Origin of the sequence: Collinsella sp. CLA-ER-H11 (assembly GCF_040092445.1) — a bacterium.
Classification (GTDB): domain Bacteria; phylum Actinomycetota; class Coriobacteriia; order Coriobacteriales; family Coriobacteriaceae; genus Collinsella.
On sequence record NZ_JBBNLN010000006.1, the window covers coordinates 121,584 to 139,167 of the forward strand.

13 protein-coding genes are annotated in these 17,584 nt (G+C 59.2%); 9 read left to right on the plus strand and 4 right to left on the minus strand.

The features are described from left to right. Nucleotides 1-270 precede the first annotated feature (270 nt). Together AAAX35_RS06165 and AAAX35_RS06170 are read left to right on the plus strand one after the other, a co-directional pair. Complete coding sequence (locus AAAX35_RS06165) at nt 271-1,257, plus strand: LacI family DNA-binding transcriptional regulator (protein WP_349117087.1); 987 nt, start codon at nt 271-273, stop codon at nt 1,255-1,257. A 129-nt stretch (nt 1,258-1,386) separates the two neighbouring features. Then, a complete protein-coding gene (locus AAAX35_RS06170; protein ID WP_349117076.1) occupies nt 1,387-2,547 on the plus strand; it encodes an FprA family A-type flavoprotein in 1,161 nt (386 codons plus the stop codon). A 66-nt stretch (nt 2,548-2,613) separates the two neighbouring features. Here AAAX35_RS06170 and AAAX35_RS06175 read toward each other — a convergent pair whose 3' ends face one another. After that, a complete protein-coding gene (locus AAAX35_RS06175) occupies nt 2,614-3,417 on the minus strand; it encodes a DeoR/GlpR family DNA-binding transcription regulator (RefSeq protein WP_349117077.1) in 804 nt (267 codons plus the stop codon). A gap of 334 nt (nt 3,418-3,751) precedes the next feature. On the opposite strand from AAAX35_RS06175, the gene AAAX35_RS06180 reads away from it, so the two are divergent. After that, complete coding sequence (locus tag AAAX35_RS06180) at nt 3,752-4,609, plus strand: class II fructose-bisphosphate aldolase (protein ID WP_022095149.1); 858 nt, start codon at nt 3,752-3,754, stop codon at nt 4,607-4,609. 709 nt (nt 4,610-5,318) lie between these two features. Here AAAX35_RS06180 and vsr read toward each other — a convergent pair. Next, nucleotides 5,319-6,308, minus strand: coding sequence for a DNA mismatch endonuclease Vsr (gene vsr, locus AAAX35_RS06185; RefSeq protein WP_349117078.1), 990 nt, complete (start codon nt 6,306-6,308; stop codon nt 5,319-5,321). Nucleotides 6,309-6,456: 148 nt separating this feature from the next. Here vsr and AAAX35_RS06190 point away from each other — a divergent pair, with 148 nt between their 5' ends. Next, on the plus strand, nt 6,457-7,242 hold the full coding sequence (locus AAAX35_RS06190) for an ABC transporter ATP-binding protein (protein ID WP_349117079.1): 786 nt from the start codon (nt 6,457-6,459) through the stop codon (nt 7,240-7,242). Then, nucleotides 7,232-9,433 (plus strand): ABC transporter permease, encoded by a 2,202-nt coding sequence (locus tag AAAX35_RS06195; RefSeq protein WP_349117080.1) that lies wholly within the window; start codon nt 7,232-7,234, stop codon nt 9,431-9,433. The genes AAAX35_RS06190 and AAAX35_RS06195 overlap by 11 nt, the downstream gene beginning before the upstream one ends. A 454-nt stretch (nt 9,434-9,887) precedes the next feature. On the opposite strand, the gene AAAX35_RS06200 is transcribed toward AAAX35_RS06195, so the two are convergent. Beyond that, on the minus strand, nt 9,888-10,853 hold the full coding sequence (locus tag AAAX35_RS06200) for a LuxR C-terminal-related transcriptional regulator (RefSeq protein WP_349117081.1): 966 nt from the start codon (nt 10,851-10,853) through the stop codon (nt 9,888-9,890). A gap of 330 nt (nt 10,854-11,183) precedes the next feature. Between AAAX35_RS06200 and ptcA the strand changes: the two genes are divergently transcribed. The 4 genes from ptcA to AAAX35_RS06220 all read left to right on the plus strand — a co-directional run bounded on the left by ptcA (nt 11,184) and on the right by AAAX35_RS06220 (nt 17,199). Continuing rightward, nucleotides 11,184-12,257 carry a putrescine carbamoyltransferase gene (gene ptcA, locus AAAX35_RS06205; protein ID WP_154514956.1) on the plus strand — a complete coding sequence of 358 codons (1,074 nt, stop codon included), beginning with the start codon at nt 11,184-11,186 and terminating at the stop codon, nt 12,255-12,257. 132 nt (nt 12,258-12,389) lie between these two features. Further along, entirely contained in the window at nt 12,390-13,820 is a 1,431-nt protein-coding gene (locus tag AAAX35_RS06210) for an APC family permease (protein WP_349117082.1), read from the plus strand. A gap of 306 nt (nt 13,821-14,126) precedes the next feature. Then, nucleotides 14,127-15,332, plus strand: a complete 1,206-nt coding sequence (locus tag AAAX35_RS06215; protein WP_349117083.1) for an agmatine deiminase family protein — start codon at nt 14,127-14,129, stop codon at nt 15,330-15,332. A 457-nt stretch (nt 15,333-15,789) separates the two neighbouring features. After that, complete coding sequence (locus AAAX35_RS06220) at nt 15,790-17,199, plus strand: APC family permease (RefSeq protein ID WP_349117084.1); 1,410 nt, start codon at nt 15,790-15,792, stop codon at nt 17,197-17,199. Nucleotides 17,200-17,234: 35 nt separating this feature from the next. Here the strand turns inward: AAAX35_RS06220 and AAAX35_RS06225 are convergent, their stop codons facing one another. Further along, complete coding sequence (locus AAAX35_RS06225; protein ID WP_349117085.1) at nt 17,235-17,426, minus strand: hypothetical protein; 192 nt, start codon at nt 17,424-17,426, stop codon at nt 17,235-17,237. Between the last annotated feature and the right edge of the window lie 158 nt (nt 17,427-17,584).

The window sequence follows — 17,584 nt, forward strand, 5'->3', positions numbered from 1 at the left end:
ACGTACTCATAACACATCGCTTGTCACTTTTTGAGAATCTGGTAATCGGTAGAAATTCAGCCGTGAACGGTACTGCCGTATGGACTTATAAAGCAGAAGAGATGCAGATAGAAAAAGTAGAGTACGTTAACATGCGTCCGACGATAGCGGGCCTCGGCGCGGGATGTATTTCTGCCCGGGCCGGCATTCACGCTATTCAGATCTCGCAAGGGTGAAGGTGATCCTGTGGCAAGGCGCCCGTCCAACGATACAGGTACGCGTCCGGTCTCCATGGCCGACGTCGCCCGCGCTGCCGGCGTTTCGCAGCAGACGGTTTCGCGCGTCGCCAACGGCTTGCCTAACGTTAACGAGCAGACGCGCCAGCGCGTACAGGCCGCTATGCAAAAGCTCGGCTTTCGTCCGAGTTATGCCGGTCGCTCGCTGCGCGACGGCCGTTATCATTCGGTCGGCCTGTGCGTCAACGATGTCACCAAGTTCGGCAACCTCTCAATGATCGACGGCATCGCCAGCGCTGCTCGCGAGCATCATTGCGCCATCACGCTGGTCGAGATGTCCAAGACCGAGGAGTTTTCGCTTGCCGAGGCAACGCGTCGTATGGCCGCATTGCCCGTGGACGGCATCATCATCGGCATGAGTCGCATGGCGCCCGATTTTGAGACGTTTGATCCACTGCCGGGCATTGGCACGGTCATTGTTACCATGTACGCGCATCCGCGGGTGACCACGGTCGATTCCGACCATTACGGCTGCTCGCTATTGCTTATGGATCATCTGTTTGAGCTGGGGCACGAGCAAATTCGCTATATTGGCGGCCCGTCGTTCTCGGTCGACGAGCAATTTCGTCGCGCCGGTTGGCAGGATGCGCTCGAGCGTAAACACATCGAGCCGGTAGAGCCGCTCGAGGGCGACTGGTCTGCCAACAGCGGCTACGAGGCCGGCAGGTACCTGGCCGAGCACGATCGCACCATGACGGCGATCTATGCGGCAAACGATCAGATGGCAAATGGCGCGATTGCCGCGCTGCGTGATAGCGGTCTGCGCGTGCCCGAGGACGTGAGCGTGGTGGGCGTCGACGATTCGCTCGATGATTTTGTGGCACACAACGAGCTCACGACCGTTCGATTCGATTTGCATCAGCGTGGACGCGAAGTATTCGAGCATGCGGTTCCCGAGGCGGGTACGGCGGGCAAAACCGTTGCTATTCGTATTCCCGGCCAGCTCATCATTCGACATAGCACGGCGATACCGCGCGCATAGTTTGTGCAGGTAAACGGCGCTTTATCGCATTTCAATAACAATCGGTAAGGATGCCGGCAGATAGCTGTGGCTCTAAAGGCGAGTGTTATGATAGACGGGTTCTTTTGTCTATCTAGGAGGCTTTGCCTGATGGAGATCACCAAGGATATCCGCTACATCGGTGTCAACGATCACGACATTGACCTGTTCGAGGGCCAGTACGACGTGTCCGAGAACGGTATGGCATATAACAGCTACGTTATCTTGGGCGATAAAATCGCTGTCGCCGATTCGGTCGACGCTGGCTTTGTCGACGAGTGGCTCGGCAACCTCGAGGCCGCGCTCGACGGCCGTACGCCCGACTACCTGGTTGTCCATCACATGGAGCCCGATCACTCTGCTGGCATCGCCGCCTTTATGGAGCGCTATCCCCAGGCGCAGATCGTGGCAAGCATGGGCGCTTTCCGCATGATGGTCAACTACTTTGGCACCGACTTCCCCGAGCGCAAGATGGTCGTCAAAGATGGCGACGTGCTCGACCTGGGCGGCCACAGTCTGACGTTTGTCGGCGCTCCCAACGTGCACTGGCCCGAGGTGCTCTTCTCCTACGAGTCCACCGACAAGGTGCTCTTTAGCGCCGACGGCTTTGGCAAGTTTGGCGCCAACGACATCGAAGATCCCGAGGGTTGGGCCTGCGAGGCACGCCGTTACTACTTTGGCATCGTGGGAAAGTTCGGCAAGTTCGTGCAGGCCGTCCTCAAGAAGGCCGCCAATCTGGACATCCAGATCATCTGCCCGCTTCACGGTCCTGTTCTTAGCGAGAACCTGGGCTATTACCTCGACACCTACAACACCTGGTCGAGCTATCAGCCCGAGGACGAGGGCATCACGATCGCCTATGCGAGCGTGTACGGGCATCTGAAGGCTGCCGTCGAGGAGCTTGCATCTGCGCTCGAGGCTCGCGGCCAGAAGGTTTCCGTCTTTGACCTGGCTCGCGACGACATGGCCGAGGCCGTTGAGGATGCGTTCCGCTATGACCGTCTGGTGCTCGCCTCTATCACCTATCAGGGCGAGATCTTCCCGTTCATGAGCACCTTTATCCACACGCTTGCCGGGCACGCCTATCAGAACCGTACGGTGGCACTCGTCGAGGCCGGCTCCTGGGCACCTACCGCTGCCAAGGTTATGACCAAGGAGCTCGAGGCCATGAAGGACATCACCCTGGCGCAGAACAAGGTGACTGTGCTGGGTTCGCTCAACGACGCATCGCGCGCTCAGATCGAGGCCCTCGCCGACGAGCTCTCCAAGTAGCGATATTTCGCTTTTAACGAGCAAAACCACCACAAAGGGGACAGGCACCTTTGTGGTGGTTTTTGTTTAAGCGCCGGCGATGACGAGATTTGGGCGGGCGTCGTCGACAGTCTCGGCGATTGAGGTGGCGACGGCATCGTCGGGATCACAGTCCATCACGATGGTGTCGACATCGGTCAGCTCGGCAAAACGGTACATGCCGCGTCCGTTAACCTTGCTGGCGTCCATGAGGGCGACGCTTTGATGGGCCGCGGCGATCATAGCCGTTTTGGTCTCGGCCATCTGGGGAAAGTCGGTCGTAAAGCCGCAGCTGGAGACAAAGGCGCCGGGGCACATGACGGCCAGATCGGCATGGACCATTTGGAGCGCCTGCATAGTGAGCGGTCCGTACAAGTAACGATGGCCTTTGCGCAGCGCCCCGCCCAGCATGACGACATCGACCGAGGGCATGCTCTCGTCGATGTAATCGGCGACGGTAATGTCGGCCGTGATGACGGTGATGCCGTTGCGCTGATCGAGGAGCTGAACGAACTCGAGCGCCGTGGTACCCGAGTCGACGAGCAGTGTGTCGCCGTCATTGACGAGCTCGATGGCGCTTTGCGCGATGGCCTGCTTGGCAGCGACGTTGACATTGATGCGGCGGTCCTGCGTAGAAACGGTCAGGCGTTTGTGGAGCGATACGGCACCACCATGTGTGCGGCGCAGCTTACCTGCTTCGGCGAGCGCGTCCAGGTCGGCGCGGGCGGTGACGGAGGACACGCCAAAGGTCTGGGCGATTTCTGCTACCTGCACCGAGGCATTATGATCGAGCATTTCCATAATGGCGGTACGGCGTTCGTCGGCAAAGGCACGGTTGGTGGCTTGGGCCATACTTGCTCCATTCTCGGCTAAATTTGCAGGAATTGTGTTGACTTTATTTTCGTTCATTTTCTTTTTGAGTAAGAAAACACCTTTCGATTACTTATCTTTTCTATAAAAGAAAGACGATGAACGCCCAAAATTCAATATCGAACACGCCCACTCGGCTCATATTCCTTCCGTTTACTTTTCAAAAACGACTGTATTGACCTGCATGGGCTCAATATCTCGCGCGTGTAAAGCCGCTGAATTTCATACAATGAGCGCAGAAAAACGCAAGGTAAAACGCCTTGTGAACAACTACGCCCGATGTCCAGATGCGGGCGAGGGAGAGGAGCAAACGCTCATGGCACTTGTTACCACCGAAAAGATGCTCAAGGACGCTCAGGCCGGCCACTACGCTGTTGGCGCATTCAACGTCGAGAACCTCGAGTTTGTTATGGCCGTTCTGGCCGCTGCCGAGGAGACCAAGTCCCCCGTCATCATGCAGACCACCCCGGGCACCATCAAGACCGCTGGTCTGGACTACTTCTACGGCATGGTCAAGGCTGCCGCCGAGCGCGCTTCCGTGCCCGTCGCTCTGCACCTCGATCACGGCGATGGCTATGACCGCTGCATGCAGGCTTTCCGCACTGGCTACACGTCTGTCATGATTGACGGCTCGCACGAGTCCTTCGAGGACAACATTGCCCTGACCAAGTCCGTCGCCGATGCTGGCCGCGCCATGGGCGTGCCCGTCGAGGCCGAGCTCGGCAAGGTTGGCGGCAAGGAGGACGACGGTCCCGCGGTTGAGGGCGAGAGCCCCTACACCGATCCGGCCGAGGCCAAGGAGTTCGTCGAGCGTACCGGCTGCACCTCCCTTGCAATTGGCGTTGGCACCAGCCACGGTGTGTACACGAGCGATCCGCACATCGAGCAGTCCGTGGTCAAGGCCATCCGCGACGCCGTCGACGTGCCGCTGGTTCTGCACGGCACCTCTGGTGTGCCCGATGAGCAGGTTGCCGAGGCTGTGAAGAACGGCATCTGCAAGGTCAACTACGCCACCGAGCTGCGTCAGGCCTACACTAAGGGCTTCATGGCCTACATGGCCGAGAACCCCGCCTGCTTCGATCCCAAGAAGCCGGCCAAGGAGGGCATGCGTGAGATCACCGAGCTGGTTAAGATCCGCATGACCAACCTCAACTCTGTGGGCAAAGCAGAGTAACAGCAAGGGTGCTCTGATCCCACCGGACGGCTTGGGCGGGTCCCCGTACTTAGTTTCCAAAACGTCCTCGCGCATGAAGGCCCCCGTTGCCTCGCTTCTACGAAGCGTTGGCAACGGGGGCCTTCGCGCTGCGGAATGATTTTGGAAACTAAGTACGGGGACCCGCCCAAGCCGTCCTGCTCGATCGCCCTTGTGGCGTTAGAGCGGAAATGGGTGGGGCGTTAGGGCTTCTTTGTTGATGAGGGGCTAGTATGCCCGGGCTTGGTTGGGGAATGCCTGGTCTAGTGAGGCTTGGAGTTTTTCGAAGGATGTCTGCAGGTTGAGGTGTTGGTCTGCAGAGCGTTTGGCTTTTGTGGTGGGGGAGTCGAGGAGGCCGTTTCTCTGTGTCGGGGGGAAGGAGAAAAGGTTTGCATGTTTTAGGGATGGCTGCTGTGTTGCGTCATTGGAAGAATGCATGCTTATGCGGCCTCCTCGATGTCCACCAAAAGGTTGCGCACGGGGCGCGCTGCTAGGTCCCGTGCGTTGGCAGTATTATGCCGCGGCTGCTGCAAAGAAGCGCTAAAGAAAAGCTTAATGAGGTTTGACGTTGCGATGAAATCGCAGGTCAAAGCTATCGAGTAACACTCTTGAAAGGTTTGAGCTTAAGGGCTTTCTAAGGTTTGTGGTGCGGATGTGGCTCGCCTGTGTGGGGCGTGTGGACGGCTCGTTCCTAGTGCTGCGGCTCTGCGGCGCGCACCTGCTCGATGACCTTTTCCATGGTGGCGTCGATGCGGTCCTTTTTGAGCTCACATTCCCAGACGGTGATGGGCGTCCAGCCCATTTGGGTAAGCGCGTCGATGGCAGCGCGGTCGCGCTCGACGTTGCGGCGAAACTTTGCCTCCCAAAATTCAACGTTGCGCTTGGGCTGGCTAGGGTTGCACTTGGGGCAGCGGTGCCAAAAGCAGCCGTTGACGAAGATGGCGATCTTGCGCCCGGGAAAGGCGATGTCGGGCTTACCGGGAACCTTCCATTCCAAGCGATAACCCGTAAGGCCCGCTGCCCGCAGGCGCTGGCGAACGAGCAGCTCGGGTTTGGTGTTCGCACGCTTGTTGCCCTTCATGGACTTTTTGATGGCGGCGCGGCGGCGCACGAGTTCACGCTCGTCAGCGGAAAGGTCCGAGGTATCGATGCCGTCGAGCAGACCGCGCTTGGGACGCTTTTTGCTGCGGCGCTTAGGTGCGCGCTTGGGTTTGGTGGCGGGCTCGTCGGTCGTGGTGGCCTCGGCGTCGTTGCCAGTGCCGTTGGCCTCGAGCCGGTCTTCCTTCAGCTCAATCAGGGCATCAATGAGCCCCTTGTCGGCGGGCATCCACTCAACCGTGGCAAGCGAGGTGCGCGGAATCCAGCGGATATCGAGTTGGCGGTCGTGCTTCTGCGGCTCATCGGATTCATCGGCGAGCGAGCAGTAGTAGCACTCCATGGAGAGATGAAAATCGGGGTAGTCATACTCAACGGTGTAGAAATCGCGCAGGTTGGTGACTTTTACCTGCAGCTCTTCCATGAGCTCGCGGCGCACGGCGCCTTCGGGCGTCTCGCCGCGCATGAGCTTGCCACCGGGAAACTCCCAAAGTCCCTGCATGTCGCCGTAGCCGCGCTGCACGGCAAGCAGCTCATCGGATCCTTCCTTGCGAATGATCCCAGCGGCAACATGAACAGTCTTCAACAGGAGTCCTCTCTCAGCATCAACACGCGGCAGGGTAGCTACGCGTACCTTACACAACGGTAAGGCAAGCGTAAGCCATATCGATGGTAGCCGACTCGTCTTCTTGCGACTATAGATGCCGTAGACTAATCGCAAGAAAGGACTCGGTATGCAAACCACGCACATGGCGACCCCGGTACTGGAGGTCGCGCATCTCGAAAAGGTATACGGAGCGCTAGGCAACGTGACCCGCGCGCTCAACGACGTCAGCTTTACCGTCAACCGCGGCGAATTTGTGGGCATCATGGGCGCCTCGGGCTCGGGCAAGTCGACGTTGCTCAACTGCGTGTCGACCATCGATAGCGCCACGAGCGGCACCATTCGCATCAACGGGCAGGACGTTACGCGCATGAAGCAGGCTAAGCTTTCGCAGTTCCGCCGCGAGGAGCTCGGCTTTATCTTCCAGGACTCCAACCTGCTCGATACGCTCACGGCACGTGAGAACATCGCCCTGCCGCTCACCATCGCCCGCACAAACTCGGCAGAGATCTCGACCCGCGTGCAGGATGTGGCAGCGCGCCTGTCCATCAGCCAGGTACTCGACAAGTATCCCTACCAGATGTCCGGCGGTCAGCAGCAGCGCGTTGCCGCGGCTCGCGCGCTCGTCACCGACCCCACCATGATTATGGCCGACGAGCCCACCGGCGCCCTCGATTCCAAGAGCGCTCGCCTGCTGCTCGAGAGCCTGGAGGCCCTTAACCGCCGCCTGCGCGCCACCGTGCTCATGGTCACGCACGACAGCTTTGCCGCCAGCTACACGAGCCGTGTGCTGTTTATTCGCGACGGCAAGATCTTCACCGAGCTGCGTCGCGGAGACACCGGCCGCCGCGAGTTCTTCGACCGCATTATGGAGGTCGTTGCCATGATGGGCGGTGAGGGCTCCGATGCTCTGTAAACTCGCTTGGGGCAACGTCCGCCGCGCCGGCCGCGACTACCTCGTCTACCTTTTGACGCTCACCCTGGGCGTCACGGTCTTCTATGCCTTTAACACCATCTCGATGCAGGTTGACATCGCCGGAATCGATGAAGAGGGCTTGGCGCAGGTTATGGGCAGCATGCTCGGCTACCTGACGTACTTTTTGGCCGGTGTCATGGCCTTTTTGATGGTGTATGCCAATAACTTCATCATGAAACGCCGCAAGAAGGAGTTTGGCCTGTACCAGGTACTCGGCATGGGGCGCGGGCGCGTCGCCACGATCATGGCGCTCGAGACCGTGATAGTATCGGTTGTGGCCTTTGTCGCCGGCATTGTGCTGGGTGTGGGACTCTCCCAGCTCATGACGTTCTTTACGGCCTCGCTCTTTAAGACACAGATCGCCAATTTCCACTTCTTTTTCTCGGTGCATGCGTTCAACCTGACCCTTGCCTGCATGCTCGTAATGTTTGTGCTCACGCTACTGCTGAACCTTCGCGCCGTGCGTCGTACCAAACTCATCGAGCTTATGGGTGCTGAGCGTCGCAACGAGAGCATCAAGACACGCAACCCCTGGATCGCGATTGCCATCTTTGCCGTGGGCGTGGTGCTTGTGGGCGTGGCCTATTACCGTCTGCTACGTGATGGGTTCCCGCTAACCGCGACGGACAGCAAGCTGCAAGAGGCCATGAACCAGTTTGGCATTACGACCGCTATGGTTACCGTGGGCACCTTTGCCCTGTTCTGGGGACTCTCGGGCATGCTTATCAAGCTGCTGCAGAGCCTGCGCGGCGTGTATTGGCGCGGCCTCAACATGTTTATCGTGCGCCAGCTTGCGGCCAAGGTCAACACGGTGTGCTTTTCGATGGGCGTCATCGCGATGCTCCTGTTTTTGGCCATCACCTCGGTGACGTGCGGTATGTCGATTGCCAATGTGATGAACGAAAACCTGGAGCGCTATACGCCGGCCGATATGTCGCAGACGTATGTCTATTACACGCCCGATACGCTCGACTACTACAAAGAGTATGTCAATCCGTCTGAGGCCGATCGGATGGTGCTGGCCGATACAACGGTCGATTTGTACCCCGCATGGCACGGTAAGGACAAGTCGGCGGACAACAACGACGAGACCGGCAAGAAGGTCAATATCGCCGATGTTGCCGGTGAGCATGTGCAGATCGATTCGTATCTAAGTTACCCGTTTGGCGGTTCGAGCCTTTCGGTGTCTGCGGGTGAGATGTGCAAGACCATGGGCGAAAAGCTTCCCAAGGCGTTCAGGGGTAGCAAGCCCGATGCGATAGGTCTGTTTGTGACGCCGGCGAGCCAGTACAACAAGCTGCGTCAGATGATGGGCGAGGAGCCGGTGAGCATTGGCCGCGACCAGTACTTGCTTACGTGTGATATGGGCGGTGAGCTGATCGACCTGTACACCAAGTATATGGCTGGCGGCCATGCCCTTACCTTGGGCGGGCATACGCTCAAACCCGCAACCGATAAGTCGGACGAAGATACGGCGGCCATCGCCAACTCGGCGATGGGCAGTAATCCGGGTACCGTCGTCGTTGCCGACGAACTGTTGTCCCAACTTAATCTGCAGCCGTATTCCAGTAGCCTGCTCGTTAACTACAAACAGGGGATGGATACGACCGAGGCAGACGAGAGCATTAAATACACTCTGCTCGACAATCTGCTCGTTGACGGCAAGGAGCCGGGGTTTTGGGGAACCTTCATCACACGCTCCGAGATGAACGCGCAAGCAGCGCAAATGAACGGTCTTATTAGCTACCTAGCCATCTACATCGGCTTTGTATTGGTCGTTGCATGTGCGGCGATACTGTCGATCCAGCAGCTCTCCAATGTGGCCGACGGCAGCCGCAGCTATCGTGTGCTGGCACAGATCGGCTGCGACGACCGCCAGGTTCGCCATTCGGTGATGGCGCAGCAAGCGGTATTCTTCCTGTTCCCGCTGGCAGTGGGTCTGGCGCACTCCTTTGTGGCACTTAAGGTGATTATCGAGCTGGTGAGCATATTCGGAAATATGAGCATCGGCGGCACCGTGGGCCTCACCTGCGCGATCTTCCTGGCAGCATACGGTGGCTACTTCCTGGTGACCTACCTCATGAGCACCGGAATGGTGCGAGCTGCCATAGCCACCCGCTACAGCGAGTAACTCATCCAGTTTGGAATCATTGTAGGTTGAGCATAGGTCAGCGAAAGCGCCCCTAATCGAGTAAGGTGACGTGAAAGAGGAGGGAAGCGTACTTTTGTACGCGACCGACGACTGAACGTCAGATTGCTCGCTCAGGGGCGCTTGCAGCGTCGAGCCGTTATGCGGTTTGGTAAAACCGCATAACCCTTCCTTCGCGGCGGTTATTTGCCTATCTGGTGCGTCTCGGATGCAAGTGAGTAGACTTATTTAGATATGCCGAGCACATCGCGATAAATGTTCAATAAAATCGCAGGTCAGAGCCGCGGCGTTTTGGGCTGTGCTCGACCTCCTGCAAAAAGTCTACTCACTTGGTCTTACTGCTAGAAGACCGCCGCAAGGGAAAGCAGCTCTCTTGCGGCGGCTGGCGTTTGCCCAGATAAAACCTACCAAAATAAACCTGTCCCTTTTTGGCAGGTTAACGCTTCCAAAAGTGGAGGATGAGCGTGGTTCGGTTTTGCTGCTCGGTTTTGACCAGGATGTTGTGGATGTGGGTCTTGACGGTGCCCACGGCAAGGAATAGCTCGTCAGCAATCTCTTGGTTCGACTTGCCCAGCACAACCAGACGCAAAACCTCGGCCTCGCGGTTGGAGAGCCTGTAGGCGTTGCGATAGAAGGGCATTTGCTCTTCGATGTGTCGATCAAGATCGTTGACGTTCTTTTCCTCGGGCGCCTTCTCCATGCGAATTGAAAGCACGTGGTATGAGTAGATGATCAGCAGAATCGCAAAGTAGCACGCAAAGACGTTCTCGCTAAAGTTGCGCTCGGATAGATAAAGCTGCAGCCAAGAGGGTGCCAGACTCATGGGGATGACAAAGATGTTGTAGAAATCCTCGGCAACGATGCAACCGACCAGAATAGCGCCGATAATCAGGTGCTTTCGCTGGTTGTTAACGCGTGCCTTCAGCTCAACCTCCGTACTTTTATGAGCCGTCCAAAAGATATACAGTCCCACAAAGACAAGGAATACCTGACGCATCGTGTAGTAGAGCCACTGACGCATGGGGCCGGAGGGGACAGCGACGATAGTCAGCGACTCTAGCAACAAAAACAATAAGACGGGGATAGTGAACTGCTTTTTTGAATGCTTATCGAGCAAGTCCATGGCAATCAGCCAAATAAAAGCCTGTGAAATGGTCGCCACAAGGGTCCGAAACGCAGGCATGGTAATTGCGTAATAGTCGCTGGCCGGAAAAGTCTCGTTTTGCAACGTGTATTCAAAAAAGAAGATCTCGGTCATCTCGATGGCGTAGCAAATAAAAACGCCGCTGCCATAGATAAAGAAGCGTCGATGGGACGAGGCGTAGGCGGCAAGCGAAAGCACTGCCGTCACAATACAGATTACGAGTATCGCTAAGGTATAGAAGAACATGAGCGTGTCCATTTGTCACCGTCCTGCCTCATTTGAACTCTTATGGAGCCCGCTATATCCCACGGGTATACTTGTCTCAGCCGGTCGTTCCATTGCGGATTAGACGCCAGACATAGCATAGCCGTATACCGTTCGCGGTTCCAGACGGTAAACCCCCTGCAAGCCCGCTGCCTGCGGGTTTATATTGGTTTATAGAGGGTGTAACTCCGTGAACGGTCTTTAATCCCGAATAAACTAGGTAAAAATTGCACACGGGTGAATGATGGTCTTGTCAACACGAGGTGTGATGTACGAGCGCCTCACAGTAAATAAGTCGGCAAGACCGGCGGAAAGGAAATCGATATGGCACTGCCTAAGGATTTCATCGACACCAACGACTTCACCAAAGAGCAGATCCTGGCTATCGAGGATCTTGGCCTGGCAATGAAGAAGGCCATCAAGGTTGACGGTTATTATCCGCACCTGCTCCGCAACCAGAGCCTTGGCATGATCTTCCAGCAGGTCTCCACCCGCACCCGTCTTTCCTTCGAGACGGCCATGACCGACCTCGGCGGCCATGCTCAGTTCTATGGCCCTGGCACCATCCAGCTCGGCGGTCACGAGTCCCTGGGCGACACCGCTCGCGTTATGGGCTCGCTGCTCGACATCATGATGGCTCGCGTTGACCGTCACAAGGACGTCGTCGGCCTCGCCGAGGGCTCCGCTGTGCCCGTCATCAACGGCATGTCCGAGTTCAACCATCCCACGCAGGAGATGGGCGACCTCATGACCATGCTCGAGAACCTCCCCGAGGGCAAGAAGATCGAGGACTGCACCCTGGCCTTCATCGGCGATGCCACCCAGGTCTGCGTCTCCCTCATGTTCATCGCCTCCAAGGTCGGCATGAAGTTTGTCCAGTTTGGACCTAAGGGCCACCAGATCCCCGACGGTGGCCTGCACGTTGGCACCGCCGAGGAGCGCGCCGAGTTCGGCAAGCAGATGATGGCCATCGCCGAGGAGAACTGCAAGGTCTCCGGCGGCTCGGTTGTCATCTCTGACGACATCGAGTGCATCAAGGGCGCCGACTTCATCTACACCGACGTGTGGTATGGCCTGTACGACGAGGAGGTCTCGGGCGAGAACTACATGGATGTGTTCTATCCCAAGTATCAGGTCACCATGGACATGATGAACTTCGCCGGCCCCAACTCCAAGTTCATGCACTGCCTGCCGGCCACCCGTGGCGAGGAAGTCGTCGACGAGGTCATGGACGATCCCGAGCGCTCCCTGTGCTGGGTCGAGGCCGAGAACCGCAAGCACTCCATCCGTGCTCTCCTTGCCGCCCTGGGCAAGCGCACTCCGCTCAACGACGAGGGTGTCGAGTACTCCGCCAAGGCTGAGCTCCACGCCGCTCTCGAGGCTCTCGAGCAGCTCTAGGCCTCAAGGCTTCTAAAAGCATGTTTGCGGGCGGTGGATGCTCGTCTCCTGTCGCCCGCTCACCGAGGCCCAAGCAATTGCCTTAATACCTTAGGGCCTCGAATCTGTCCAAGACTGAGCAAAGGATTAAATATGAGTGACGGAAAGAAAAAGCTTTCCTTCCTGACGGTCATTTCGACCATCATCTGCGTCGTCTTCGTTTGCGAGGCCGCCGCTCCCGCTGCTGCCATCGGCAACCAGCAGTTCTTCTGGTGGATCTTCCTGATCCTGACCTTCCTGCTCCCTTACGGCATGGTCGTCGCCGAGCTCGGCACCACCTATGACGGCGAGGGCGGCATTTACGACTGGGTACGCGATGGCCTGGGCGACAAGTGGGGCGCCCGCATTTCGTACTACTACTGGGTCAACTACCCGCTGTGGATCGCCTCGCTGGCGACCATGTTCCCCGACATCCTGGGCATGGTCTTTGGCGTCGAGTTCAACCTGATCGCCAAGATGGGCATCGAGCTCGCCTTCGTGTGGATCGTCTACCTCATGGGCCGCTCCAAGGCGGCCGACTCCGAGTGGGTCCTCAACGGTGGCGCCCTGATCAAGGTCGCCGTAGCCGTCATCGTCGGCGCCCTGGGCATCTGGTATGCCATGGAGAACGGTTTCGCGAACGACATGTCCGCCGTCACCTTCCTGCCCGAGCTCACCAACACCAATGCCCTGGGCTACCTGTCCATCATCATCTTCAACTTCATGGGCTTCGAGGTTATCTGCACCATGACCGATGACATGGCCGATCCCGCTCGCGATATCCCCAAGGCTATCGTCGTCGGTGGCGTGGCTATTGCCGTCATCTACCTGTTCGCTGGCTTCGGCATCGGCGCCGCCATCCCGGCCGACTCCATCGACCCCGACTACGGCATGATCGTCGCAGTCCAGACCATGGTGGGCGATTCCGTGCTCTTCAAGGTCATCTGCATCGCCTTCCTGATCACCCTGTTCGCCAACATGGCCGCCTGGTCCTTCGGCGTCAACTCCGTCGCCCGCTATGCCGCCGAGCACGGCAACATGCCCAAGGTCTTCGCCTCGATGGTCTCCGAGGACGACATGCCCAACGGCGCCAACCTGGTCAACGCCGTCGTCGCCTCCCTGGTCCTCTGCCTGCAGCTCGTTCCCGTCGACGCCATCTCCAACGGCGTCTTCTGGATGCTCTTCGGCACCTCCGTCGTCTTCCTGCTGCTCACCTACATCCCGATGTTCCCGGCGTTCCTCAACCTCCGCAAGAACGACCCGAACCGCGAGCGCATCTTCACGTTCCCGTTCAAGGGCGCGATGATGAAGGTCATGCTGGCCATCCCCTGCATCGAGCTGATCCTGGCCATCGTCGCGACGCTGGTGCCGTTCTCCGCCGCCGAGGTCGGCGAGAAGGTCCCGATGATCATCATCTTCATCGTGCTCGTGCTCATCGGCGAGGTCGTCCGCGTCGTCAGCGCCAAGGGCCGCGAGACCGAGTACAAGGGCCTCACCCCCGAGCTGGCCGCCCAGCGCCTCGCCGAGGAGGCCGAGGAGAACTAGGGCACCCGGCCCCGGGCACCCCGGCCTCCTCGGAGGCGTGCCCGGGCGACGGGTCCGCCAACCATTCCCCGGGGCGGGTGCAGGCGATAGCTCCGGCAGCCGCCGACCGCCCCGACCCCTCTCCCGTATCCCTCGTGCGTCCCGTCTCCGCGCACCTGGCTACGTCGTCGCCCGCCGGTGCGACCCCGTGAAAACCGGCGCCGGGCGCCCCGACCTCTGCCGGGGGACGGGCGCCCGCCATCTCTTGGTCCTAGGCCGCGGGCAGCCCGCCCGCGGCAGACGATCGTCCGGTTTGGAGGAAATCTTATGCGTACGATCACCGAGTCCGAGTCCACCCCGAGGGCCGACGGCTTCTTCATGCCCGCCGAGTTCGCCCCCCAGGACCGCGTGTGGATAGGCTGGCCCCACCGCACCGACACCTGGGCCCACGGCGCCAAGCCCGCCCAGAAGCAGTATGCCGCCATCGCCCGCGCCATCTCCGAGTTCACCCCGGTCTACATGTGCGCCAACCAGGTCGACTACGCCAACTGCAAGGCCGTCTTCGAGAACGACGAGAACGTCACCGTCGTCGAGATGACCACCGACGACGCCTGGTTCCGCGACACCGGCGCCACCTACGTCATCAACGGCAAGGGCGAGAAGCGCGCCAACCACTGGCACTTCAACGGCTACGGCGGCCTCATCGACGGCCTCTACTTCCCGTGGGACAAGGACGAGCAGATCGCCCTCAAGATGGCCGAGCTCTCCGGCTGCCGCCGCTACCGTCCCGACGACATGATCCTCGAGGGCGGCTCCATCACCGTCGACGGCGAGGGCACCCTCGTCGTCACCGACCAGTGCCTCCTGTCCCCCGGCCGCACCTGCTCCGCGGTGCTCGAGGAGGAGGAGGACCCCGAGTCCCTCTGGCCCAAGTACCGCAAGAAGTTCGAGCCCTGGAGCGAGGAGCTTCGCGAGTACATGACCGAGCACCTCAAGGACTACCTCGGCGTCGAGAAGGTCATCTGGGTCAAGGAGGGCATCGACCCCGAGGAGACCAACGGCCACATCGACGACGTCGCCACCTTCATCGCCCCGGGCGTCATGGTCTGCATCTGGACCGACGACCCCGAGTACCCGTTCTACGAGCAGTGCCACGCCGCCTACGAGACCCTCTCCAACGCGGTTGACGCCAAGGGCCGCAAGCTGAAGGTCTACAAGCTCTGCATGCCCGTGAAGCCGCTGTACATGGACCAGGCCTCCTGCGACACCATCGACGCCGACGAGAACGCCGAGCCGCGCGTCCCCGACGAGCCGCTGATCGCCTCCTACATGAACTACCTCGTGACCAACCACGGCGTCATCGTCCCGCAGTACGGCGACGAGAACGACCAGCTGGCCGTCGACACGCTCCAGGAGATCTACGACGAGGTCTGGGGCGAGGGCGTCTACAAGTGCGTGGGCGTCAAGTCCGACCAGGTCGTCTACGGCGGCGGCAACATCCACTGCATCACGCAGCAGGAGCCGTCCGCCTAATAGCCCGGCCTGCCGGGGCGCGGCGCCCCTCTTTCACGGGAGCCCGCCGCACCCCGGAGGCCCGGCCGGCCGGGCGAACGGGGCCGCCTGGCCGGCCGGCCGGGCTTTCCCCGGGCGCTCCGCTGCCTCCACACCGGAGCGCCCTTCCCCTTCGATTGGATACCCGCCTGGCCTGGGACCTATCGCGGGTTAGGCCAATTGTTCGCTTGGATATCCCAGGTCAGACGCGTATCCAATTGCCGAAAGTTCCCGGTCGTATACGCGGCCGTCTTGATCGGAGTATCCATGTACCAGCGTATCGTCATCTACACGCGCCTGTTCCGCGAGCGTTGGTCCAACAATTGCATCCCTTCTTCTCCTTGGGATGGCACCTGCACCGGTGACGCGGCCTGTAACCCTACCTTGGGCTGCGCCTTCGGTGCAGATGCCATCTTTTTTGCTGTAGGGGGAGCGTGCCATGGCAGGTAAAAAGTTCTCCCTGTTCGAGGTCATCCTCTCGGTTATCTGCGTCGTATTTACCATCGAGGCGGCCGCTCCGGCATCTGCCATGGGCAACGTGCAGTTCTTCTGGTGGATCTTCCTCATCATTACGTTTTTGCTTCCCTATGGCCTGGTGGTGGCCGAGCTCGGTACGGCGTTCGATTCCGAGGGCGGCCTGTACGATTGGGTTCGCCTGGGCTTGGGCGACCGTTGGGGTGCCTGCTGCTCCTGGTGCTACTGGGTCAACTTTCCACTGTGGGTTGCAAGTATCGCCTGTATGTTCCCCAGTGTCATCAATGCGGTATGGGGCATCGAATTTTCGCTTGGGGCCCGAATTGCCATCGAGCTTGCCTTTGTGTGGGGCGTCACGGTCATGGCGATGCACCCGGTGGCCGAGGCCGATTGGGTCATGGACGGCGGTGCCGTCATCAAGGTGCTCATTACCGCCGTGGTGGGAATCGTCGGCATCTGGTTTGCCTGCAATAACGGCTTTGCCAACGACATGTCGTTTAAGACCTTCATTCCAGATTTGGGCGACACCAATTCGTTGACGTACCTATCGATCATCCTGTTCAACTTTATGGGCTTCGAAGTGGTCGCAACCTTTGCCAGCACGATGAAAAACCCGTCGCGTGATATCCCCAAGGCGGTTATCGCCGGTGGCGTTGCCATTGCGGCAATCTACATTATCTGCGGCATCGGCATTGGAGCCGCGGTTCCCACCGAGCGGCTTTCGCTCGATTCGGGCATTGTGGACGCGGTCGCCGCCATGTTGGGGCGCAGCCATCCGCTGACGATGGTCGTGGGCGCGGCCTTTTTGGTGACGCTGTTCGCCAACATGATCTGCTGGAGCTTTGGTGTCAACAACGTGGCGAGCTATGCCGCGCGTCACGGCAATATGCCGCGTCCCTTTGCGCTGGTGTCCAAGAAGACCGGCATGCCCAATGGCTCGGCACTCATTAACGGTTGTTTTGCCAGCCTGGTACTACTGCTTCAGATTCCGCTGGGCGAGGGCTCCGACGTCTTTTGGGTTTTCTTCTCGATGAACGTCGTCTTCCTGCTTATGAGCTATATTCCGATGTTCCCGGCGTTTTGGCGCCTGCGCAAATACGACGATCGCCCGCGCGTGTTCCGCGCGCCCTTCGAGGGCAAGGTGCTCGCGGTGGCACTTGCGATTCCCGTGGTGGAGCTTGTGCTTTCGATTGTCGCCACGATTGTGCCGCTCAACAGCTCACCCGCCGAGATGACAAAGTTGCCGATTCTCGTGGGCGTGGTAATCGGTGTGTTGTTGGGCGAGGTTTCGCGCCTCATATCGCGCCGCGGCCGCAGCGTCGATAATCCCGGCGTTGGTGCAAGGGGGACAGGTTTCTTTGCACCAAAACAGTAACGCCGCGAGCTGCGCAGCGCTTGCTGCATCTTGGATTACCGCTCGCGGTGCTCGGGGTTAGAAGCGAGCTTAGGAGCAAAGTAGGGGACGTGTCCCAGGTAAGGGCAGCTGTCCGTACGTTCGTCGACAACACAGGGGATATCGTCGTAGGTGAGTGAGTCGCTCAGGCGGGCGATGGCCTTGGCGGCAGGAGCGACGAGCATCTTGAGCGGTGCGATAGGCGCCATGGCATCTCCTTTTCTTCATGCGACCCGTGTTCTGACGCTCCTATTTGGCAAGGTGTTTTTTAGAATCCATTTTGCGCTCGGCCTCGAAGGCCTGCCTGTCCCAATCGAGCGGAAGTCCGGCCTCGACCCATGCCTCGTAGGCCCTCCTTATGGGCTTG